The organism is Silvibacterium sp., from assembly GCF_047605705.1.
GTDB lineage: Bacteria > Acidobacteriota > Terriglobia > Terriglobales > Acidobacteriaceae > Silvibacterium.
Genome location: NZ_JASGFD010000007.1, coordinates 1 through 23,180 on the forward strand (window position 1 = coordinate 1; position 23,180 = coordinate 23,180).

Sequence of the window (23,180 nt, forward strand, 5' to 3'; positions counted from 1 at the left end):
AGAGTAAATATTCGTTATCTCAAAAGAGACCTGGTATGGAATAGCCCTCACCGCGACGTGAGCGGTCGCGGACCTCGTAAACAGAGCCTGTCGGCGTTCCGTCATCCTGTGTATAGCGGCGAAGCTCCTTCACCGTCTCGACCTTGTCACGGGCATATTCGCTGGCCAGCCGCGTAAGCGCGTAGGTCACGATATCGCTGTGATGCAGGCCCTGCATCTCCGGATCGCGGCGGAAATTCAGCCACAGACGATGCACCAGCTGCACATCTTCGGCCTGCAGCTGCGGAGCATGAGGACCGATGTGGAAGGCCTGCGCTTCGCCGTCAGGCATCACCACATAGAACGTGAATTGCCGCTTCGGCTCGGGAAGCGCTTCCCAGGCCTGTCCCACGCGATAGGCCTGTTCCTGCGCCGACATCTTTGTCGAAAGGCCGGAAACAAGCGCCGAAGCCTCGAGCTTGCTTGCCGTCTGCACCAGCGCCGCGAAGATGTCGCCCGCCGGCACCACCAGCAGAGAGATGTGCTTGCCGAAGCTTTCCGCGACAGACACAGCCTTGGTGAAGAGCATCTGCTCGTGCTCGCTGAAGGGCTGTTCGTCGACAATTTCCGGGCCACCGGCGCCCATCATGCGTACTGTCATCACGACGACGTCCTGCTCGTCCGTGTTGGTTCGCGAGAGCGCCCATTTCAGCGCGAAGGGATTGCCGGAATCGCGCATGGTGACCAGCATCGCGCCGGGACTGATCTCAAGTGCGTCGCGATCGATCGCCTCAGGATGCTCGAGCTGAAAGTGCTCCTTCATCTGGGCGGCGGTGGCAGCCTGCTTCTTCAGGTTTTTCTGCTCGGAGATGGAGAAGATGACGAAGAACGTCGCGGCAAAGGCAATTCCGCTCTCGGTGGCTACGCTCTTGGTGAAGAGATTCACGATCGCCGTCGTCAGCAGGACAAGGAATACGGAGAACAGGCCTACAGGGAATTCCGTCTTGCCGAACTTCAGATTGATCGGCACTTTCCATCCGCGCTCGCCTTTAAACTTCCAGCGCAGAACCAGCATCGCGAGGCTGTTGAACGTGAAGCTCCAGATCACTCCGAAGGCATAGGCCTCACCCAGCGTGATCACGTTGCCGCGGCTCACGATGATCGTGAACAATTGCAGCGCCGTGACAAGATTTACGATGCGGTAACTGGTGCCGTACTTGTGGTGCGGCTTACGAAACCAGTCGGTGAGCACGCCATCTTCGGCGACACGCATCAGCACGCCGGTCGAACCGATGAGAGAGGTATTGACCGCGCCGGAAAGAATCAGAAAGCCGACGATCACCACGAAGACGCGGAAGATGATCTTCAGCGTGAGCGGACCGACCATGTACATGGCCAGGCCGGCGATGAGGTTATCGCGATAGAGCGGCACGCGCACCGAGTCAGGAATGATCATGACTGCAAGCAGCGAGACGATGCCGGTAAACACGAAGCTGTAAATCGCGATGACAATCGCCGCGCGCTTCAGATTCTTGAGCTTGGGATGCTCAATCTCGCGGTTGACCTGCGCGAGCGTTTCCTCACCGCTCATGGCAAGCACTGAATGGCCGAAGGCCATCAGGATGCCGAAGAGCCCCAGCGCACCGGCAAGCTTGGTGCCGGAAAGAAAGCCCAGCGCGTCACTCGAGAAGTGTAGGTTCGATGGAACGGGAAACGGCGGCAGCGGGGAATGGCGGAGGACCGCCGTCACGATACCCCAGCCCAGCAGCAACACCACCATAATGGTGGTGATCTTCATCACCTCGAGGGCCTTGTCGCTGGACTCCTCGATGCCTTTGATGTTCTGCCACCAGTAATAGACCGTTACGATGGCGCAGAAGACCGCCGAAGTCTCATCGACCGGAAACTGCCATGCAGTCTGCCCGTGCACGAGCGCCGCGGGCAGCCATCCGTGCTGAGCACCCTGCACCATGAGTTCGTTCATCAGGCCCGTGATGTACTGCCCCGCGGAGACGCCGGAGATCGGGCCGGTGAGGATGTAATCGAACATCAGCGCCGAAACGCTCAGCTTGGCGAAGGTGCCGCCGAGGGCTTCCTTCACCACGCGGTAGACACCGCCGCGCGTGAACATCGAGCAGCTCTCCACGTACACCGCGCGAACGGCGAAGGAGAACAGCATGACGCCGAGGATGAACCAGGGAGCGGCCTTGCCCACCGCCTCTTCTGCAATACCACCGGCATAAAACGCCGAGGAGCCGAGGTCGTTCAGAACGACCGCTGCCGCCCTCCAGAACGAGATGAAGGTCAACATGACCGAGGAGGCTACGACGAGCCTGACTCGATTCGATTGCGGAGCGGAAAAAGTTTGTCCGGATGACATGGAATGTGGGCAAAGACTGCGGGTCAGAATCGGATGCCGGCGCTATCTTTCGCTAAAACCGGCTATCTTTCGTCCTGACGCTCTCGCTGAGTGTATGACCCACCGGCGAGGACGTCAATCGAATGGTGCCCTCACCTATTTCTCAAAAAGTTCGCCGAAGTCCTCAATGAAGCTGAGAACCACCACCACGGCCGCACCGGCAAGTCCCACGAAAAACAATGCGGTGAGCAGGTGCATTCCGAACTGAGCCAGCGCAATCATTCCCCTGATTGTAACCCCGCCCGGCTTTTGCCGCCGCGTCCCAGCCAGTGAACATCCGGGGTGTTACACTCGCGCTGAATGGCCGTGGCAATTGACAGCATCAAACCCAGCGTGGCGCACGGCTCTCGTAGCAGCGGAAAGTGGCCGTCTTTCTCTGCGATCGCACTGGCCCTGCTCGCTGCCGTCCTGCTCGATCTTCCCTTCCCCATTGCCGGACCGATGCCGCCCTGGCGTGCCACATTCGCCTGGATTGCGCTGATCCCGCTGTTGGTTGCGATTCTCCGGTCCGGATTCATAGCTCCGGCGCACTACCTGCGGCGCAGCGCTGTCACCGGATACGCTGGTGGCATTGCCTGGTACACGCTCAATTCCTATTGGATCGAGCGCACCATGCACCTCTACGGTCACGTTCCGGTGCCGGGAGCTATCGGAATCCTGCTGCTCTACTCGCTGGTCCTAGGACTCTATTTCGGGCTCTTCACGTTCCTCTTAGCTCTGGTTCGCTCGGTTACCCGGAGCATCTATCCTGCGCTCGTTCTCGCACCTTTTGCATGGGCAGCTGTCGAGATTGCGGCCTCCCGCATTACCAGCGTTCCCTGGGATCAGCTCGGCTATTCGCAGGTGGATAACCTGCTGCTGACGCACCTTGCGCCGTTTACCGGCGTCTACGGCATCTCGTTTGTGCTCGTAGCCGTAAATGCCGTGCTGGCCGCAGCCGTGCTGGCGAAACCGCTGCGCGTACGCCTCGCTCTTGCGGCCACCGGCCTGATCGCAGCCGCAGTCTTGCAGTCCGGAACCTGGAGCCGCGTACCTGCCGCGCCCACGCGGGCAACAGCCGTGCTGCTCCAGCCCAACTTCAGCGTGGATGAAGAGCACGACTGGCCCGGCGCAAAGTGGGACCAAAACATCGCCCGCTTTCTCGCCCAGAGCTCCGAAGCGCTGACACCGTATTACAGCGGCATGCCATCCCCCGCGAAGACGCTGCAGCCCGCGCCCGCTACGCCGGCACCTCCTATTTCATTGATCGCATGGCCCGAGGCGCCCTCACCGTTTGAGGAGACCGATCCGCGCTTTCTCGCCGCCATGCATCAGCTCGCGGCCAAGACCCATGCCGGCATCGTCGTCGGACTCCCGGCAGCCGACTGGGCAACGGACAGCCAGGGCCGCCAGTACATTCAAACCTTCAATTCGGCGACCATCTTCTCGTCCGCCGGCGACCGCATCGGCCGTTACGACAAGATTCACCTCGTTCCTTTTGGGGAATACGTCCCTTACAGCGATCTTTTCTTCTTTGCGCACAAGCTTACCCGCCAGGCCGGCAACTTCGACCGCGGCACGCACCGCAGCGTTTATACGCTGAATGGCCATCGCTACGGCGTTTTCATCTGCTACGAATCGATCTTCGCGGATGAGGTCCGCCACTTCGCGGACAACGGCGCAGAAGTCTTCGTGAACATCTCCGACGACGGCTGGTACGGCGACACCAGCGCACCCTGGCAGCACCTGAATATGGCCCGCATGCGTGCCATTGAAAACCGCCGCTGGATCGTGCGTGACACCAATACCGGCGTCACCTCGGTCATCGACCCCGAGGGCCGGCTTCTCACCAGCGCGCCGCGCGGCGTCTTCACCTCGCTCGCCGTCCAGTACGGCTTCCGCAGCGACGTCACCTTCTACACGCGCCATGGAGACCTCTTCGGTTATGCGTGTGTGATAATCACACTGGGCGTGGTGCTGCTGCTGGGTAAGCGGCGCATCCGATTCCAGCCCTGAAGACAGGTCCCGACCACGTGTTGAACGATCTTGAATTCGCCTACACTCCCGTACGCGAAAAAGTCCGTGGCCTGCGGGAGTATCTTTGACCCCGCCCGCCTCAAGTCTGATCTAGCCGAGATCGAGCAGAAGCTCTCCGATCCCAGTCTCTGGTCGAACCCCCAGCTCTCTCAGCCGCTCATGCGCGATCGCAAGCGCTTCGAGGCCCTCCTTGCCGACGACGCGGAACTCGAGCGCCGCAGCGGCGATGTGGAGGCCTACTTCGACCTGGCGCGCGAAGGCGAGCCCGTCGAAGCGGAGCTCGAACGCGAGATCAACTCGCTGAATGAATTTGCCGAAGCGATGGAAGCTCGCACGCTTCTCTCCGGCGAGACCGATGGTCTCAACGCCATCGTGACCGTGCATCCCGGAGCCGGCGGCACCGAAAGCCAGGACTGGGCCGAGATGCTGATGCGCATGTATCTACGCTGGGCCGAGCAGCAGGGTTTCAAAACTGAAATGAACGACTACCAGGATGGCGAAGAAGCCGGCATCAAGTCGGCAACCTTCACCATCAGCGGCGAATATGCATTCGGCATGCTCTCGGGCGAAACCGGTGTGCATCGCCTCGTCCGCATCTCGCCTTTCGACCAGGCCAAGCGGCGTCACACCTCGTTCGCATCGGTCTTCGTATCGCCGGAAATCGATGACTCGATCCAGATCGACATCAAGCCGGACGAGATCCGTACCGACACCTACCGCTCCGGCGGCAAGGGCGGCCAGCACGTGAACACGACGGACTCGGCGGTGCGCATTACGCACATTCCCACGGGCATCGTGGTGCAGTGCCAGAACGAGCGCTCGCAGCACAAAAATCGCGAGAAGGCGATGAAGATGCTGCGCTCGCGCCTCTACGAATACGAACTCGAGAAGAAGAACGCAGAGTCCAAGAAGCTCGAAGACTCAAAGCTCGACATCAACTTCGGTTCGCAGATCCGCTCTTACGTGCTGCAGCCCTACCGCATTGCCAAGGACCACCGCACCAAGGTCGAAGTGGGCGATGTGGACCGCGTGCTCGACGGCTATCTCGAGCCCTTCATCCGCGGCTACCTGTTGCTGCGCCGCAATGGCGGCGTGCCTTCCGTAGTGGATAGCGGCGACGATTTGGAGTAACGACGATGAACGAGCCCCAGCTGATCCAGCAGATTCTCGAAGACACGAAAACGATCGCCGTCGTAGGCCTGAGCGATAACCCCGCGAAGGCCTCGCACGGAGTTTCGAAGTTCATGCAGTCGCGCGGCTATCGCGTCGTACCTGTAAATCCGGCCATCGCAAGCGCACTCGGCGAAAAGTCCTATCCGTCGCTGGAAGAGGCCGTCGCTGCGCTCTCTTCGGAGGGCGTGAAGGTCGATCTCGTGAACATCTTCCGGCTGCCGCAGCACCTTCCGCCCATCGTCGACGACGTGATCCGCCTTGGCCTGCCTGCCATCTGGATTCAGGAAGGCATCATCAACGAAGAGGCCGCGGCGAAAGCCGAGGCTCACGGCGTAAAAGTCGTGATGGATCGCTGCATTCTGAAAGATCGCATGGCCGCAGGCTGGAACTAGAGCCTACTTCTTCCCTGCTTCGCGCACCGCAGCCAGCGCCTCCGCCGTGAGGCGCTGTTTCATTTCCCACATCTTGGTCCAGGGATCGCGCTTCAGCCGCTGCTTCCAATCGGCAAAATTCGCGACGGCAAACTCCGGGCGCTGCTTCAGGTCTACCCACGCAAGCGGCAGCGCCACATGTGCTCCTGCACGCGCTCTCGGTGAAAACGGCGCCACCGCCGTCGCTCCACGCTCGTTGCGCAGGTAATCGAGGAAGATCTTTCCCTTACGCGCGGCCTTGGTCATCTTGATCAGGTACAGCTCCGGATCGCTCGCTTCAATCGTCTCGGCGAAACTACGCGCAAAGGCCTTTACCTCGGTCCAGTCATGCTCCGGCACAATGGGCGCAACTACATGCAGCCCCTTGCCTCCGGTCGTTTTCACGAAGCTCTCGAGGCCCAGAGTCTTCAGCCCCGCCTTCACATGCTTCGCTGCATCCACGAGAGTCTCCCATCGGATGGCCGCATCGGGATCGAGATCGAAGATGAGCATATCGGGCGTCTCGAGCGCATCGTTGCGCGAGCCCCATGGATGCACCTCGAGCGCGCCCATCTGTGCCAGCCCCGGCAGCGCCTCCGGATCGCTCAGCGTGAGATAGTCCTCGGCGACGCCTTTCTTATCCTTGATGCGAACACTGCCGATGCCCTCCGGAACTCCCTGCCCGATATGTTTCTGGAAGAAGCACGGATGTCCCACACCTTCAGGACAACGCACCAGGCTCAGTGGCCGGTTCGCGATATGCGGCATCATGTGCTCCGCGATGGCTGCGTAATAGTCCGCCAGCTGTTGCTTGGTGAGACCGCTCTCCACGTCGAGCACTTTGTCCGGATGCGTCAGACGTACCTTCCCATGTTCTGCATCCTCCGCGCCGCTTGCGCCCGGTTGCGTCTTTGCCGCTTTACTCAATGGCGTCCGATGCGTGGCAGCCTTCTTCGAGCCTGTATCCGCTATCTCTCTTTCCGCGTTTTCCCGCGGAAGCTCACGCGTCACTTCCTTCGCAGGCTTGTCCTCACGTAGCCCCTTGAATGAAGCCTGCCGGACGAGCTTATCCGCTGTCCATGTAGCGAACGCGACTTCCGCCACAAGCACCGGCTTCACCCACAGCGCATCCTTGCGCCCATCGGCGATGATCCTGGCGAAGGGGCTTTTCTCGACCCGGATCTCCTCGAGGCGCTTGCGTAGTTCACGCTGCGATTTCTGCGTAAAGCCCGTACCGGTGCGTCCCGCATAGATGAGCCTGCCCTCTTCGTAGTAGCCCAGTAATAGCGATCCCAGGCCCGCGCCGCGATCACCCGGCAGCGTGAAGCCGCCAACCACAAACTCCTGCTGGCGGACGCATTTTACCTTCACCCACGCCGAGGAACGGCCGCTGCGGTACACAGCATCGGCACGCTTCGAAACGATGCCTTCCGCGCCCAGGCGGCAGGCATGCGCAAACACATCGGCACCGCTCTGGTGCACGTCGTCACTGAAGCGAATAACATCGTCTCCCCCTGCCAGAAGGCGCGCCAGCACAGCCTTGCGCTCGGTCAATGGTAGGTTGCGCAGGTTGTGCCCATTCAGGTGCAGCAGATCGAAGACGAAGTAGGTCAGAGGGTACTTCCCGTGTTCCTGGAATGCCGCCTGCAACCGCGCGAAGCTCGTCGCGCCCTCATCGTTCAGCACGACAACTTCACCATCGATCAGGGCAGACTCCACCGGCAGCTTTGCAACCGCCTCCGCCAAGCTACGCATGCGATGTGTCCAGTCGAGCCCTTTGCGCGTGAGTAGCGTTACGTTACCGTTCTTGATATGCGCCTGCACCCGATAGCCGTCCAGCTTAAGCTCGTGTATCCAGTCGCTCCCGCTCGGCGCTTCCTTCAGCTGCGCGCATAGTTGCGGCGCGATAAATTTCGGCATTGCCTCGCGCGGCAGGGATTTCAGTTCTGCACTCGTGACGTTCTTTTTCTCAGGCCTTTTGGATACCCTCGCGCGGGAGGATGCAGCCTTCTTTGGTGTCTCTACCGGGGCCGGCGTCTTCTCGTCGATCTGCTTCGTGTCCTTCGAATTCCAGATGTGGTCTTCGTCCTCCGCGATGCCATCGAGGTCGCGGCCCGTCACAACGCTGTCAGGAGCTTCTTCCGTGATCGGCGGATCCCCTTCGCCCTGTTCATACTCGTCATGCTCCTTGATCAACAGCCAGTTCGGCTTGGCTTCCTGCGCAGCCTTGCCTCCCATGCGCACCAGCGTCCAATTGCCCTTCAGCTTCTCGCCATGGAGTTCGAACTTCAGGCGGCCGGTACGCAGTCCCTCGTCAGCATCGCCATGCGGAGTCCATGTGCCGTGATCCCACAGCATCACCGTGCCGCCACCATACTGCCCCTTCGGAATCGTGCCCTCGAAGCCGCCGTACTCGATGGGATGATCCTCGACCTGTACCGCCAGGCGCTTGTCGCCGGGATAGTAGCTGGGCCCTTTGGCCACCGCCCAGCTCTTGAGCACACCACGCCAGCCCAGGCGAAAATCGTAATGCAGCCGCGTCGCCGCGTGCTTCTGGATCACGAAAGGGAGCGCCTGCTCCTTTGCTGCTTTGCCACCCGCAGGCTCCGCCGTCACGGAAAAATCCCGCATCGAGCGATACTTCTTTAGCTGCCTGTCGACTTCCGCCGACGCTGAGATATGGCGGCTCCCCGCCTTCGAGCTCGCAGTCTTTGGGGTCCCAGCTTTTGATATTCCAGTCTTCTTCGGAACGACGGCCTTTTTCGTCGACTTCTTCTGCGCTGACTTTTTCGCTGCCATCTCAGGCGCTCTTTCTGCGGGCCGCTGGCGCGCGCTTCGCTGCCTTCGGAGATATCACCCGCTTCGCCGCAGTCTTCTTTGCGGGAGATTTCTTTTTACCTGCGCTCTGTGCGTTCAGGCTTGCCCGCAGCGCGTCCATCAGGTTGATGACCTTGCCCTTCGCCGGCTTCTTCTCATCTTCATCCAGCGGCAGGGGCTGCTTCTTCACCTTCGCTTCGACCAGCTTCTTCACAGCGTCCTCATAGTCGTCATGAAACTCCGCCAGATTGAAGGGCTGCGTATACTGCTCAATCAGGTCCGTCGCCATCGATAGCTGCTTTGCATCGACCGTTTGTGCGCCGATATTGCCGAAGTACTGATCCTCATCGCGAAGCTCCGTACCATAGCGCAGCGTGTAGATCATCATGCCGCGGCTCTTCTCGCCGGGTGCGGCAGTAATCGCAACAAGATGCTCGCGCCCCGCAAAGACAATCTCACCCAGGCCGGCTTTGCCGCTCTTCGCCAAGGCCCGCTGAACCACCGCAAACGCCTGTGCCTGCTCCTTGCCTCCCGGCACAACGAAATAGGGCTTTTCGAAAAGTGTGAGCGGAATCTCGGCAAGATCGACGAACTGCGCGACCTCAAGCCTGCGCTTGCTCTCGATGCGCAGGCGGTCTATCTCCTCGGGCTCGATGGTGACGTATTTTCCCGGGCGATACTCGTAGCCTTTGACGATCTCCGCCTTCTCCACCGGATCGTTCCCGTCGATGACCTTCATGTGTCGGACGCGCTCGCCCGTGTTGCGGTCGATCTGGTGAAAGGCGATCTCGCTCGCGCTGTTCACCGCCGGAAACAGTTCGATGTCGAACGACACCAGAGAAATTTGCAGCTGCCCTGACCAGTACGCACGCGCCACGCCTGAGATCTCCTTGTGGCGATTGGATTCCAATCCCCCGCCTCTGGGTGGCCAGAGGCGGGCGAAACATGCATGCAGGGACTATAGTGCTGCTATGAGCCAGAGCACCCCTTCTCAGCCCATTCGCGCCGGAGTCGTCGGCTTCGGACTCGGCGGCCGTATTTTTCATGCCGCCGTCATCGCCGAGACCCCCGGCCTTGAGCTCGCAGCCGTCGTGCAGCGCAGCAGCCACTCCGCAGCAGAGGTTTATCCCGGCATCACCATCGCCCGCTCCATTGGCGAGCTGCTCAAGGATGAGTCGATTCAACTCGTGGGAATCAGCTCTCCGAGCGGCGACCACTACGCGCATGCCAAGCAGTGTCTCGAGGCTGGGAGGCATGTGATGGTCGACAAACCGTTCACGCTTACCTCGGCGGATGCGCGGGAGCTTGTCGATCTGGCCGCAAGTAAAGGCCTGGTGCTTGCGCCCTACCAGAACCGCCGCTGGGACGGAGATTTCGTCACGCTGAAGCAGGTTCTTGCCTCGGGCGAACTGGGCCGCATCGTCACCTATGAGTCTCACTTCGATCGTTTCCGGCTGAAGCAGCGGGATACATGGAGGGAAAACGGTACAGTCGGAGGCGGCCAGTTATTCGACCTCGGCTCCCACCTGATCGATCAGGCTGGCGCGCTCTTTGGCGACCCCGTGAGCGTGTGGGCGGACGTCCGCACCGATCGGGAAGGCAGCGTTGTGGACGATGCCTTCGACATCGAACTGAAATTCGCGGGCGGTCTCTCCGCCTGGCTACGCTCCTCGATGACGGCGCTCTTCCGCGGTCCGCGCTTCCTCGTTCATGGCACCGGGGGCAGCTTCGTGAAGTGGGGTCTCGATCCTCAAGAGCCGCAGCTGCTCGCCGGGATGCAGTTCACCGATGCCGGCTTCGGGGAAGATCCGGAGACAGACTGGGGCACGCTGCATCTCGAAGGCCAGCCGGACCGGCGCATCGCAACGGTCCGCGGTGATTATCGTGGCATTTACGCGAATGTGCGCGACGCGATTCTCGGAAAGGCTCCCCTCGAAGTCACGGCCGAGCACGCCTGGCGCACGGCGCGCATCATCGAACTGGCGCGGGAATCTAGCCGCAGCGGTCAGCGGCTGCCATTCCCCGGCTGAATATCGAATGAATGAAAAAGGCCGGAGCTTTCTCTGAGAGCTCCGGCCTTTTTTCGTGACGTTTTCAGTTAACTTCTGTTGTTCTCGCGCTTCGACTCGCGAATACGCCGGATCTCTTCCAGCCGCTGCCCGAGCAGCTTTTCCCGGCCTTCTGCGGTCGGGTGATACCAGCGCCGCCCGCGCAGGCGATCCGGCAGGCACTCCATGTCGGCAACCTTCCCGGCTTCGTCGTGCGCATATTTGTAACCGTGACCGTAGCCTAATGTCTTCATCAGACCGGTCGGCGCGTTGCGGAGGTGCAGCGGCACAGGCTCGGCACGATTGCTCTCAATCTCGCCCAGAATCTCACCATAAGCCGTGTAGACAGCATTCGACTTGGGAGCGAGAGCAAGGTAAACCACTGCCTGCGCCAATGCGAGATCGCCCTCCGGCGAACCGAGGAAATCCATGGCATCGCGCGCCGAAAGGGTGAGGTTCAGCGCCTCAGGCGAGGCCAGTCCGATGTCCTCGACCGCCATGCGCACCACGCGCCGGGCCACGTACATCGGATCTTCGCCCGCCTTGAGCATCCGCCCCAGCCAGTAGAGCGCCGCATCGGCATCGGAGTTGCGCACCGACTTGTGCAGCGCGGAGATCAGGTTATAGTGCTCTTCGCCTTTCTTGTCATAGAGCAGAACGCGCTGTTGCAGCGCTTCGACGGCAAGATCCTTCGTGATCGTCTTTTCGCTGCGCGCATCGGCCAGCTTCGCGGACACTTCGAGCGCATTCAGCGCATTGCGGGCGTCACCGCTCGAATAGGCGGCGAGCGTCAGCAGCGCGTCATCCTCCGCACCAATACCCATGCGGCCCAAGCCCCGCTCTTCGTTCTCTAGGGCACGGCGCAGCAACAGCAGCAACTCTTCATCGCTGAGCGCCTGCAATGTATAAACGCGGCAACGCGACAGGAGCGCACCGTTGATCTCGAACGACGGGTTCTCGGTCGTCGCGCCGATCAGGCGAATCGATCCGTGCTCGACATACGGCAGGAAGGCATCCTGCTGTGCGCGGTTAAAGCGGTGAATCTCGTCGATGAAGAGAATCGTGCGCGAGCCGAACTGCGCCGCCTTCTCCGCATCCACCATCACCTGCTTGATCTCTTTGATCCCCGACATCACCGCCGAGAATTCAATGAAGCTGGCATTCGTCGCGTGAGCGATGATCTTGGCCAGCGTCGTCTTACCGACGCCCGGAGGTCCCCAGAAGATCATCGACGCCGGATCGTCGCGCTCAATCTGCACACGCAGCGGTTTACCCGGTCCAAGCAGATGCTTCTGCCCTACGTATTCCTCAAGGTTGCGCGGACGCATGCGCTCGGCAAGTGGCGCAGTGAGATTGCCAGAAGAAGAGAGGTCCGGTGTCGGCTGAAAAAGACTCATCGCTTCCCTCCACGCTGACGGGCAGCCTCATAAAGCAGCACCGATCCGGCCACTGCCGCGTTGAGAGACTCCACCGGTCCGGGCATGGGAATCGTCAGCCGCACTTCGGCCTCAGCCAGCAGCGACGGCGAAAGCCCCGCTCCTTCATTGCCGAGCAGCAGCGCAGCCGGCTTTGTGAAATCCCATTCACTTGCGGACTCTCCCTCTGCGGCCACCGCAGCGGCGATCCGGATTCCCCGCTCATCCAGAGCCTCAAACAGATCGTCTTCCTTCACCGCAACACAAGGCAGGCGGAAGGCCGACCCCGCAGAGGCGCGCAGTACCTTCTGGTTGGCAAGGCTTACCGTGCCCGGCAGCATGATGAATCCTGTTGCGCCGAAGGCTTCGGCCGAACGAATCAGCGTGCCGAGGTTGCCCGGATCCTGCAAACCTCCGGAGACAACCAGCAGCGCGGGCTCTTCGCGATCGAGAATCTCATCCAAAGTCCACTCCGGCATTCGCACCAACGCGGCCACACCCTGTGGAGACTCCGTGTGCACGGCGCTGCTGAAGACATCCCGCGCGACCACCAGTACTTCCGCATCCGCTGGCAGAGTCAGCCGTTCGAGCCGATGCTCCTGCCCCTGCTCGACGAAGATCGCTGCAAAGTTCAGTCCGCTCTCCGCGGCTTCAGCCAGCAGGTGCTCGCCCTCAATGGCGATATCGCCGGCCGCCGACACGCCCGCGCGCAACTCCTTCACACGTGCATTCTGTCGGCTCTGAATCAGTCTTGGCGCGGCCATGGGCATAAAGGGATTCTATCGCTCCTGGCATCGTCCCAGAGCCACACTCCCTGTGGACACGCCGTGGCATAGAATTGAAAGCGTCGCATCTGTTCCGGTCCGGTGCCGTTCCGGAAGCCGCAAGAGCCGCCGGACAGCTTTTTATTTTGATGGGAGCCACCTTGTCTGCAGAGATTCTGCGCATCCATCCGGATGAGCCCGAACCGGATCGCGTGCAATACGTTGTGTCCTGCCTGAAGAGCGGCAAAGTTGTCGCCATGCCCACGGATACCTTCTACGGGCTGGCCGTCGATCCCGTGAACCTGCGCGCCGTCGAGCGCATTTACGAAATCAAGCACCGTCTCAAGCAGAAGCCTCTGTCGCTGCTGATCGCCAATGTGGCTCAGGCGTATGAGCTGGCGCGGGAGACCGGCTCGACTCTCGACCGGCTCGCCGAGCGTTTCTGGCCCGGCCCTCTCACGCTGATCGTCAAGGCCGGCTCGAAGCTTCCGCTGCGCAGCACCGCGAACACCGGGAACGTGGCTATCCGCGTTCCCGATGCAGCCATCCCGCGCGCTGTCGTCGAGGCCTTTGGCCTGCCGATCACCGCGACCTCGGCCAACCTGCAGGGCATGCCGGAGTGCACATACGCGGCTGGCGTCCGTGACCAGATCGGCGACCGCATCCCGGTCATTGTGGACGGCGGCCCAACCGGCCGAAGCCTGCCCACCACCATTGTCGACCTCTCGGGCGGCGAGGGCACCTGGCAGATTCTCCGCGAAGGCGCCATTCCCACCCATGAGATCGCTCTCGCGTTGCAGTCTTAACGACTGCGGCCGTCTTCCTTATCCATGATCGTGCCTGCTTCCAACCTGCGACCTCTTCATCCGCCGGTAGCCCCGGGCCGCCGGCGTGGGCGCAGCGGCCGGGTCATCGCCTTCACCCTGCTCCTGCTGCTCATCGGCATCGCCGGTTGGACAGCATGGGTCTATAACCAGATACTCAGCTACGCAAATCGCGACGACGCTCGCCCGGCCGACGCCATTGCCGTCTTCGGAGCCGCCGAATACGACGGGCGCCCGTCCCCTGTCCTGCGCGCTCGCCTCGATCATGCCCTTGCGCTCTACCAGGAAAAACTCGCTCCCATCGTGGTGACGCTCGGCGGAGGCGATCCGGCCGATCTCCACTCCGAAGGCGGCGTAGGCCACGACTATCTCCTCGGCCAGGGTGTGCCCGAGCGCGCGATCATCGCCGAAACGGAGAGCCGGAACACTGAGCAGTCCGCACGCAGGCTCGCAGTCATCGCCGATGCAAACCATCTGCGCACCGTGGTCGTCGTCAGCGACGGAACCCACCTCTTCCGCATTCACGCCCTGTGCGAAAGCCTCGGGCTTACCGTCTTCACCTCTCCGCGCAGCGCGGGTAAAGGCCTGGGGCGCAAGGAAGAGGCGGAACGGATCGCCCACGAGATCCTGAGCTACAGCGCATGGCGGCTGCGCCGCGCCGCCGGGCTCGACCGTTCCGGCGTTACCGCACCTGCCACCAGCTAAACCATTCCCGCCAGCAGAAAGCCGGCGAGAGCCGCCGCACAGGTGGAGAGGAAGTTCACCGCATCGTTGTTGAGCTTCCCGCCGCGCTCCAGCGTCGCCCCCAGCAGGCTATCTACGAATAGACCGAGTACGCCCGCGAATGCGGCAATGAGCGCCTCGAGAGGGCGTAACGGCAGGACGAGCATGGAAATCACGGCGATCACCACTGCGCCGAGGCAGCCGGCCAGCGTGCCCGCGATGCTGATCGCGCCGTCGGTGCCCGGAGGCACACGCTGACCGCTCGTAATCATCAGCGGATCACCGCCCAACACAGATCCCAGCTCCGAGGAAAGCGTATCCGCCGTTGCCTCGGCCAATGCCGCTACCGCGCAGACGATCATCGGCCAGCTCAGGCTGGCCAGGACCGGAAGAGTGACGTGCGAGAGAGTGAGTGGGACACTGGCGATCGCAGCCATGCCGAGATTTGCCGCGACCTGCGCGGCGGACCGGCCGCCATGGCCTTCGGCGACCTCAAGCTTCTCCTTCTGAGATTTCCCGTAGCGCGTGGCGGCGAAGGTAAGGATAAAAAGGGCGACCAGCGGCCAGAGCAGGGTCCGCCAACCGGGCTGCGCCAGGTAGAGCGCCACGGTAAAGAGGCCGCCGGTCGCCGCCGCTGCGAGCGTAGCCGCCCGCAACCCGTAAACCAGCAGGGCAAACACCAGACCAATGATCGCCGCCTGGACAAAACTCCCAGGGCCGATCGACGCCGGGGCAGCAGCTGTTCCCGCCACTGCCGACAACGCTCCCAATACACAGACGGCCAGCACCAGACGGGACTGCCACCCCAGATCTCGCCAGCGTTCCGATATATCGTTCGGTCTCCCCAAACCGCTCCCCCTCACCTGCCTGTTTTCCACATGGATTCGACTTCGTTCTTTCTCCTCAGCTTTCCTTCCGCCTGCCTCTTAAGTCAAACCCTACGGTGATTTACAATCGAACTTCCATCGGGTTTCGCTATTCTGTTCTCGGGAGCGGCGGGCATCGATCCGGAACGATCGTGGAGTGAGGTATTTACGAGTGCAGAGTATGAAATGGCTGGCAGCCGCGCCGCTGCTGGTTCTGGCCGGTCTCACGGGTTGTGGTAGCCAGTATCGTCCCGTTATCAATCAGGTGACTTCGACTGGCCCCGCTTCGGAGCCAACCGCCTATGCTGTAGTCGTTTCGCAGCCGGAGCTGACCCCACCGCAGAGCCTCGCTACCACTGCGCCGCCGTGCCTGGCCTCGAATGCGGAATACAGCAACGACGGCATCGCGACCATTTACGACTTCTCCGGTGACAGCGTGATGGCACAGGCCGAAATCGGGAACGGTCCTCTCAGCTTTGCGCTCAGTGCCTCCGGCAGCGATGCGTACACGCTGAACTGCGACAACACGATGAGCACCATTCCCATCTCCACGTCGTTGCAGACGAAGAACGTGCTGAGCAGCACCTTCTTTACCAAAGCTGCTCCCTACAATGCGCTGGCCGCCAGCGCCACGGAGTACGTCGTCGCCCAGGCGCGCGACGCCGTTGATGCTTACACAGGCAGCCCGGCTGCTCTGGCGCAGGAAGTAACCGTCGCACCGTCGGTCGTCAACGTAACCGGCATCTACTCCGGAGCGCGCGTCTACGCCATCAGCCAGGGCAGCAGCTCTGCCTCGGTTACCTGGGGTGCATGCTCCGATCCCACCTCCGTCTCGACTAATGGTGAAGCCGACGCCATCGAAGTGGCGACGAACACCGTCTCTTCGCACCTCGCCCTGGGCGTCTGCCCCGTTTACGGCGTAACCTCGGCAGACGGCCTGCGCACCTTCGTGATGAATCGCGGCAGCGGTACGGTAACGGTCATCAATGCGCAGACGAATTCTCTCGATACCGGCTCCAACCTCGGCACCAACGCAACGATCAACCTTTGCAAGACCGGTGCCACCAGCACGAACGGCTCGACCGGTTGCGACGCGCAGCCTGTGTACGGTGCCATGTACACGCTGGGTGACCTGCTGGTGACCGCCAACTACGGCAACAACACCATGACCGTCATCGATACCTCGACGGACATCTACGGCAATGACAGCTCGACCTTCGGCAAGGTTGTCGGCATCATCCCGACCGGCGCCAATCCTGCGGCGCTGACGATCCTTGGCGATGGCAGCAAGGTCTACTCGGCAAATTCCGGTGATGGTACGGTAACGGTCGGCAGCCTGACCAGCTATACCGCGGTGACGACCATCAGCCTGCTCGGAACAACGACCTCGAACAACACCATCTCGAACACGGCGATCCTTCAGCCCCGCGTGATCGACTCGATCTATAACTACCCCGAAGGTCGCGTCTACGTCGGAGCTCCGAACAGCGAGTATCTGAACATCATCGATACGGAATCCGATACCATCTCGGACTATCCGCTGGTGGAAGGTCAGATTGTCGACCTGCACACTACGACCCAGTATGCCGGCGGCACCTGCCTCGCAACCTCCACGACCGGTACCGAGACATATTGCAACCAGATCCTTACCAGCCACTCCTACGGCTCCGGCGCGCAGTAGTGCCGAGACGTATGGAAGCAAAGAAGGGCGGCCATCAGGCCGCCCTTCTTCATTTCCCCTCGACGATATCCCGCTTCACATCAGGTTGACAGCATCCACATCGACAATCAGGTTGCGCCGTGGAATGCCCGCCGCGTCGGCATGCGCCAGCGCTCCGCGTAAGACCCTCGCCAGCGCAGAGCGCTTCTCCGCCTTCAGCACCAGGTGAAAGCGATAGATGCGCTTGATGCGAGCCAGAGGAGCTGTCGCCGGTCCCAGCACCCGCACACCATCCAGCTGCGTCTTCTGGAACCACCGTCCCAGCGTCGCCGACCACCCTGCGGCTTCCTCGAGATGAGGGCTCTGGATAATCAGGTTCGCCAGCGCAGCGTAGGGTGGATAGTGCATCCATCGCCGGTACTTCATTTCACGCTCAACGAAGCCGTGGAAATCATGCTTCGCCGCGCACTGTACCGCGTAATGATCGGTGTGATAGGTCTGCACCAGCACTGTGCCCGGCAGCTCGCCGCGCCCCGCACGGCCTGAGACCTGCGTGAGCAACTGGAAGACACGCTCCGCGGCACGGAAGTCCGGCAGACCGAGCGCATGATCGCAGCCGACCACCCCCACTAGCGTCACTCCGTGGATGTCATGCCCTTTGGCGATCATTTGTGTGCCGACCAGCAGATTGATCTCGCCAGAGTGCAGCCGCATCAGCAGCTTCTCCATGTCGTGCCGCCCACGCACCGTGTCGCGGTCCATACGGCCGATACGCGCGCCCGGAAATATCTCCTGCAGACGCTCCTCCCCCTGCTGAGAACCCGCGCCGAGGAAATACAGATGCTCGCTGTCGCATTTGGGGCAGCGCGGCGGCACACCGGTTTTGTAACCGCAATAGTGGCATTCCAGACGCTGCCCGACAGGCGCGATGCCGTCCTCGCCTGTCACCTGCTTGTGATACGTAAGCGCAATGGAGCAGTTCTCGCAATCGAGCTTTTCGCCGCATGAGCGGCACATCACGATATAGGAGTATCCGCGCCGGTTCAGCAGGATGATCGCCTGCTCTCCGCGATCGAGCGTTGCCTGCGTCTTCTCGATTAGCGCTCGCGAGAAGAGATGCTCCTGCCCTGTCTCCTGGAACTCCTGCCGCATGTCGACTAGTTCGACCTTCGGCAATGGGCGATTCTGCACGCGCTCGTGCATCTCAATGCGCGCGTACTTCCCTTCCTCGGCATTCCGCCACGATTCGAGCGACGGAGTAGCCGAGCCCAGCACCACAGCCGCTCCCGCCAGCTTCGCACGCACCACGGCCGTGTCGCGCGCATGGTAACGAGGCATCGATTCCTGCTTGTAGCTCGAATCGTGCTCTTCATCGACCACGATGAGACCAAGGTTTTCGACCGGTGCGAAAATCGCCGAACGCGTTCCCACGACAACGCGCGCATCGCCGCGGCGAATGCGATGCCACTGCTCGCTGCGTTCCTCGGGCGTCAGCGCCGAATGCAGCAATGCAACGTCGCTTCCGAATGCATGATGCAGCTGCGCGGCCATCTGCGGCGTAAGACCGATCTCCGGCACCAGCAGAATCGCTGTGCGCCCGCGGTTGAGGGTCTCGCGCATCGCCGCGAGATAGACCGCCGTCTTGCCCGAGCCTGTCACACCGTGCAGAAGATGCGGCTTGAATTCTCCCGCATCCACCGCTGCTGTTATCGCGTTGAGAGCGCGGCTCTGAGCCTCGTTCAGATCGTACGCTGCCTTTTTCATGGACGAGAGATGTGTGAGATGGAACTCCGCGGGGCGCTCCTCGATGCGCACCAACTCACGCTTCACCAGCGTGGCGAGGGTCGACTGTGGCACCTCAAGCTCGCGCAGCTCCGCCACCGGCAACTCGCCGCCGCTGCCTGCAAGCTCGGCAAGGATCGCCTGCTGATTCTCATTGAGCTTCGGCAGCCGCGTGCCTTCTATCAGCACTGCATAGCGCACCAGCCTGCGCGCATCGCGAGGAGCGGCGCTGGTCTCACGCGTAATCCACTTCTTGCGCAGCATTCCGGCGATCAATTCGCGGCTGATACCGGTGGCCGAGCGCAGCCCTGCCGCCTTTATAGGTTCGCCACTCTCGAGATAATTGAGTGCCTTGTACTCGGTGTCCTGATCTTCCGGAGAAAGCTTCGACCGCCGCGAGCTGCCCCGCTCCGCGCCCTCGAAAAGCGCCGCACGGCCAGCGTCCGTAATGCGGTAGAGAACCTGCTTCTTGACTTCGCTCATCAGCGGAAGCATCGCCCGCAGCACCTCGCCTAATGGCGCGATGTAATAGCCGGCAATCCACTGCGCGAGCTCCAGCAGCTCTGCCGAGACGATAGCCTCCTCGTCCATGACCGCTACCAGCTGCTTCGCTTCGACCGGCGGCGCGTCGTCGTGCAGACGCACCACGACGCCGGCCATCTTTTCGTTGCGAAATGGGACCAGGACCCTACCGCCGACCGGCGGATCCACCGCGCCAACCACGTAGGTAAACACGCGGTCCAGCGGAACGGGCAGGGCTACATCACAAAAGGCTGACACTGTTTCAGGGTACTAGAGATGAACGGACCGGATGCTCTTTGACTACCGCGCGGACTTGAGTCCCAGCTCCTTCATCGCAATCTGCAGATCCTTCCAGGCTTCCTTCTTCTGGTTCGGATCGCGCAGCAGGAAGGCGGGATGGTAGGTCACGATCAACTTCGAACCGCGCAGCTCGTGGATACGTCCACGCCAGCTGGCCAGCGAAGCCTTCTGCCCCATGAGATACAGAACCGCGGTCGCGCCAAGCGCAACGATCACTTCGGGCCGCACGATGTCGATCTGCCGCCAGAGGAACTGCATGCAGACGTTTGCCTCATCCGGCTCCGGCTGGCGGTTTTTCGGCGGACGGCACTTCACCACGTTCGCGATGTAAACCTCTTCGCGCTTGAGGCCCATCGCCCCGATCATGTTGTTCAACAGCTGCCCGGCCTTGCCCACGAACGGCAACCCCTGCGCATCTTCGTCCGCACCCGGGCCTTCACCCACAAAGAGAATCCGCGCATTCGGATTGCCGTCGGCGAAGACGATCTTATGGCGGCCCTGGAAGGCTAACGGACACCGCGTGCAGTCATCGCCGATCTCGGCGCGAAGAGCTTCGAGCGCCGCAGGGCGTGCGGCAGCGGGCAAAATCTCCGGCACTATCGCCGGAGGCTGGGTAATGGGTTTGCGAGGAGGAATGACAGACTCCGTATCGGGAAAAATTTCAGGCGCTGGGGCGATTTCATGTGCCGGAGTAGCAGGCGGTATCACTGGCGCCATTGGAGCTTCGATTACCGCCGGAACCGGCTCCGCAATCTGTGTCACGGATTCGGATGCCGCTTCTGTCACCGCAGCAGGTACATATTCTCCGCGGCGGTAAAAGTCATAGATACCGAGGTCGCGAAAGTATCGCAACCGGGCGGCGAGCTCCAGTTCCTGTTCCGGTGTAAGAAAGCTCATGAGCAGAAAGGCTCGGGGCAGGCCCGGGCAGCTCTCAGTGTAAAAGGAAACTGGGTGTGGATGCTTAGCTGGCCAGCTTCGACTCGATTACCGCAACGCGCTCCCGGATATCGGAAAGCTCACGCATCCACGTGAGGCTTGCGCAGACTTCAGTAACCTACTCGGTCAGCGGTCCCGTTTCCGCCACGACGAGCTGCGGCCGGCGCAGTCCCAGAACCTCTTCGAGGATCCTATCGGCCAGATCGCGCTTCGGCATCTCCGGCAAGTCCAGCGCCCGATGCGGAGTCAGGAATGTGACCGCATTCCGATCAGAATCGAAGCCCAGACCTTCGCGCGAGACGTCGTTCAGCACGATGGCATCCGCTCCCTTGCGCAGCAGCTTGTCGCGGCCATGAGCGACGGCGTTCTCTGTCTCCGCGGCAAAGCCGATAATCAGCTGCCCCGGATGACGGCGCGCCACCACCTCGGAAAGAATGTCCTCGGTCGGCTCCAGTTCCAGCGACATCGGCCCCACTCGCTTCATCTTCTGCTCGGCCTGGCGTTTGGGGCGATAATCCGCGACCGCAGCAGCCTTAATCACGATGGAAGCCTGGTCCGCGCGGTTCAGAACCTCGCGACGCATCTCTTCGGTCGTGATGACGGGAATGATCTCCACACCTGCCGGGGGGCGTAACGCCGTAGGAGCCGAAACCAGGATCACCCGCGCGCCACGCCGCACCGCGGCCTCGGCCAGGGCGTAACCCATTTTGCCGCTCGAGCGATTACCCAGAAAGCGAACCGGATCGAGCGCCTCACGGGTGCCACCGGCGGTAATCAGCACCGTCTCACCGCTGAGGTCGTTGCGGTGATGCAGCACGCCGAGCACCGCATCCACGATGCGCGAGGTCTCGGCCAGCCGCCCGCTGCCCGTCATGCCGCAGGCCAAATAGCCGGACTCGGGCTCGACGATGCGCACGCCACGGCTTTCCAGCGTCTCAAGGTTGGCGCGCGTCGCCGGATGATTCCACATGTTCACGTTCATCGCCGGAGCGACGATCACCGGCGCAGTCGTCGCCAGGTAGAGCGTGGTCAGGAAGTCGTCGGCGATGCCATGAGCGAACTTGGCAAGGATATTTGCCGTCGCTGGAGCCACCACCAGCGCGTCTGACGACTGCGCGACATCGATATGCTCGACGGCTGAAGAGAGATTGTCGTCAGGAATCTCGGGCAGCGTCCACAGGCTGGTGATGACCTTATGCCCGCTGAGAGCGGCAAACGTAACCGGCTGCACAAATTGCTGCGCCGATTCCGTCATGACTACATGCACATCCAGCGCCTGCTGCTGCAGGGCACGGACAACCTCCGCCGCCTTATAGGCAGCGATTCCACCGGAAACACCGACGGTAACCTTCATAGGCAAATTCTAAAAGGAAAGCAGCCTTCTACCGCGCAGAAATTTACACACAAAACCACGAGATCCGGAGAAAACCTTCTCCGGCGTGATGTCCATGCCGGCCAGAAGAAAACCCGGCGCACTGGGCAGCGGGGTTCTCCGGCCGATAAAGGAAATTTCAGTTTTTAGGAAGCGACGAACTTTGGAATATCGGGAGCCGCGACTTCCGGCTTGTGGATGGGCGCACCCATCTTCACGTAACCCACTTTACCGGCCGCAATTTCGTCCTGTGCGACTTTGCAGGCCTTGCGCGAATGCGAGTTCACCAGCGGCTGGGAACCATTCTGAAGCTGACGGGCCCGGCGTGCGGCTACCATCACATAGCGGAAATTGCTGTCGAACCCCTGCTCAACGCTCATGGCTTCTCCTCAAGCTAACGATCCGCCCAGGCGCCCTACACAGGTGCAGCCTCGGCATTCACTACACCGAAAGCCCGAAGCACCGGTCTGATCCGAGCCTCAGAGTTTCGTTGCCGGCATCGTTCTGCAATTTCTTGAAGTCGTCGATCCTCGTCTGTTACCGGACCCGCGCTACGGCTGAGCCGCTCCGAGGAAACAATCGCTGACATCTCTTCCACAGCAATATCCAGGATGTCGTTGACGAGAATATATCCATATTCCCGGTAATTCTCAATCTCGAGCCGCGCATTCGTCAGACGCCGGCTGATAACCGCCTCATCCACCACGCCCTCAGCCCGGCTGCGGCCACGCAAACGAGTTTCCAGCACCTGCGGCGAAGGCGGCATCAGGAAGATGCTCACCACCTCGGGCAGCCGTTCGCGCACCTGGCGCGCTCCCTGCACGTCGATATCCAGAAGCAGGTCCCGCCCCTCGGCAAAGGCATCGTCCAGCGAGTGCCGGGCCGTGCCGTAGTAGTTACCGAAGACCTCGGCGTGCTCGAGGAATGCATCCTCGGCAATCATCTGCTCGAAGCGCTCGCGGGTGACAAAGTGATACTCCTGCCCATCCTTCTCCGATCCGCGTGGCGCGCGTGTCGTATAGGAGATGGAAAACTCGAGGTCGGTGACCAGCGAGTGCAGCCGGTTCACCACCGAAGACTTCCCCGAACCCGAGGGAGCTGAAATTAAAAACAAAATACCGGCCAAAGCGCTGCCGCCTCCTTCAAAAAAGATG

General features: G+C 61.4%; 19 protein-coding genes. 7 read left to right on the forward strand and 12 right to left on the reverse strand.

The window, feature by feature from the left end; translation table 11 throughout:
* Positions 1 to 19: 19 nt before the first annotated feature.
* Positions 20 to 2,290, reverse strand: coding sequence for an APC family permease (locus QM649_RS03890; RefSeq protein ID WP_415197701.1), 2,271 nt, complete (start codon positions 2,288 to 2,290; stop codon positions 20 to 22).
* A gap of 204 nt (positions 2,291 to 2,494) precedes the next feature.
* A complete protein-coding gene (locus QM649_RS03895; RefSeq protein ID WP_415197702.1) occupies positions 2,495 to 2,620 on the reverse strand; it encodes a hypothetical protein in 126 nt (41 codons plus the stop codon).
* Positions 2,621 to 2,704: 84 nt separating this feature from the next.
* On the opposite strand from QM649_RS03895, the gene lnt reads away from it, so the two are divergent.
* The 3 genes from lnt (at position 2,705) to QM649_RS03910 (ending at position 5,979) form a co-directional block, all read left to right on the forward strand.
* Positions 2,705 to 4,393 (forward strand): apolipoprotein N-acyltransferase, encoded by a 1,689-nt coding sequence (gene lnt, locus QM649_RS03900; RefSeq protein ID WP_415197703.1) that lies wholly within the window; start codon positions 2,705 to 2,707, stop codon positions 4,391 to 4,393.
* 17 nt (positions 4,394 to 4,410) lie between these two features.
* A protein-coding gene (gene prfB / locus QM649_RS03905; protein ID WP_415197704.1) for a peptide chain release factor 2 occupies positions 4,411 to 5,545 on the forward strand; the annotation gives its coding sequence in 2 pieces (ribosomal slippage) (positions 4,411 to 4,479 and positions 4,481 to 5,545; 1,134 coding nt in all).
* Between the two features lie 5 nt (positions 5,546 to 5,550).
* Positions 5,551 to 5,979 carry a CoA-binding protein gene (locus QM649_RS03910; RefSeq protein ID WP_415197705.1) on the forward strand — a complete coding sequence of 143 codons (429 nt, stop codon included), beginning with the start codon at positions 5,551 to 5,553 and terminating at the stop codon, positions 5,977 to 5,979.
* Positions 5,980 to 5,982: 3 nt separating this feature from the next.
* Here QM649_RS03910 and ligD read toward each other — a convergent pair whose 3' ends face one another.
* Both ligD and QM649_RS03920 read right to left on the reverse strand, forming a co-directional pair.
* A complete protein-coding gene (ligD, locus tag QM649_RS03915; protein ID WP_415197706.1) occupies positions 5,983 to 8,796 on the reverse strand; it encodes a DNA ligase D in 2,814 nt (937 codons plus the stop codon).
* 1 nt (position 8,797) lies between these two features.
* On the reverse strand, positions 8,798 to 9,724 hold the full coding sequence (locus QM649_RS03920; RefSeq protein WP_415197707.1) for a Ku protein: 927 nt from the start codon (positions 9,722 to 9,724) through the stop codon (positions 8,798 to 8,800).
* Positions 9,725 to 9,785: 61 nt separating this feature from the next.
* On the opposite strand from QM649_RS03920, the gene QM649_RS03925 reads away from it, so the two are divergent.
* Entirely contained in the window at positions 9,786 to 10,844 is a 1,059-nt protein-coding gene (locus QM649_RS03925; protein WP_415197708.1) for a Gfo/Idh/MocA family oxidoreductase, read from the forward strand.
* Between the two features lie 68 nt (positions 10,845 to 10,912).
* Here the strand turns inward: QM649_RS03925 and QM649_RS03930 are convergent, their stop codons facing one another.
* Both QM649_RS03930 and QM649_RS03935 read right to left on the reverse strand, forming a co-directional pair.
* Positions 10,913 to 12,259 (reverse strand): replication-associated recombination protein A, encoded by a 1,347-nt coding sequence (locus tag QM649_RS03930; RefSeq protein WP_415197709.1) that lies wholly within the window; start codon positions 12,257 to 12,259, stop codon positions 10,913 to 10,915.
* Entirely contained in the window at positions 12,256 to 12,999 is a 744-nt protein-coding gene (locus QM649_RS03935; RefSeq protein ID WP_415197710.1) for a TrmH family RNA methyltransferase, read from the reverse strand. Before QM649_RS03935 ends, QM649_RS03930 begins: the two co-directional genes overlap by 4 nt.
* Positions 13,000 to 13,202: 203 nt before the next feature.
* On the opposite strand from QM649_RS03935, the gene QM649_RS03940 reads away from it, so the two are divergent.
* Positions 13,203 to 13,847 carry an L-threonylcarbamoyladenylate synthase gene (locus QM649_RS03940; RefSeq protein WP_415197711.1) on the forward strand — a complete coding sequence of 215 codons (645 nt, stop codon included), beginning with the start codon at positions 13,203 to 13,205 and terminating at the stop codon, positions 13,845 to 13,847.
* A gap of 24 nt (positions 13,848 to 13,871) precedes the next feature.
* Positions 13,872 to 14,570, forward strand: coding sequence for a YdcF family protein (locus QM649_RS03945; protein WP_415197712.1), 699 nt, complete (start codon positions 13,872 to 13,874; stop codon positions 14,568 to 14,570).
* On the opposite strand, the gene QM649_RS03950 is transcribed toward QM649_RS03945, so the two are convergent.
* Positions 14,567 to 15,340, reverse strand: coding sequence for a DUF92 domain-containing protein (locus QM649_RS03950; RefSeq protein ID WP_415197713.1), 774 nt, complete (start codon positions 15,338 to 15,340; stop codon positions 14,567 to 14,569). The two genes, QM649_RS03945 and QM649_RS03950, sit on opposite strands and share 4 nt — an antisense overlap.
* 295 nt (positions 15,341 to 15,635) lie before the next feature.
* Here QM649_RS03950 and QM649_RS03955 point away from each other — a divergent pair, with 295 nt between their 5' ends.
* Positions 15,636 to 17,135 (forward strand): hypothetical protein, encoded by a 1,500-nt coding sequence (locus QM649_RS03955; RefSeq protein ID WP_415197714.1) that lies wholly within the window; start codon positions 15,636 to 15,638, stop codon positions 17,133 to 17,135.
* Between the two features lie 75 nt (positions 17,136 to 17,210).
* Here the strand turns inward: QM649_RS03955 and priA are convergent, their stop codons facing one another.
* From priA to gmk, 5 genes are all read right to left on the reverse strand, one after another.
* Positions 17,211 to 19,676, reverse strand: a complete 2,466-nt coding sequence (gene priA, locus QM649_RS03960; RefSeq protein WP_415197715.1) for a primosomal protein N' — start codon at positions 19,674 to 19,676, stop codon at positions 17,211 to 17,213.
* A 42-nt stretch (positions 19,677 to 19,718) separates the two neighbouring features.
* Positions 19,719 to 20,615, reverse strand: a complete 897-nt coding sequence (locus QM649_RS03965) for a uracil-DNA glycosylase (protein WP_415197716.1) — start codon at positions 20,613 to 20,615, stop codon at positions 19,719 to 19,721.
* A 157-nt stretch (positions 20,616 to 20,772) separates the two neighbouring features.
* On the reverse strand, positions 20,773 to 22,008 hold the full coding sequence (gene coaBC, locus QM649_RS03970; RefSeq protein WP_415197717.1) for a bifunctional phosphopantothenoylcysteine decarboxylase/phosphopantothenate--cysteine ligase CoaBC: 1,236 nt from the start codon (positions 22,006 to 22,008) through the stop codon (positions 20,773 to 20,775).
* Positions 22,009 to 22,172: 164 nt separating this feature from the next.
* A complete protein-coding gene (gene rpoZ, locus QM649_RS03975) occupies positions 22,173 to 22,406 on the reverse strand; it encodes a DNA-directed RNA polymerase subunit omega (protein ID WP_415197718.1) in 234 nt (77 codons plus the stop codon).
* Positions 22,407 to 22,441: 35 nt separating this feature from the next.
* Positions 22,442 to 23,152 carry a guanylate kinase gene (gene gmk / locus QM649_RS03980; RefSeq protein ID WP_415197719.1) on the reverse strand — a complete coding sequence of 237 codons (711 nt, stop codon included), beginning with the start codon at positions 23,150 to 23,152 and terminating at the stop codon, positions 22,442 to 22,444.
* Positions 23,153 to 23,180 lie beyond the last annotated feature (28 nt).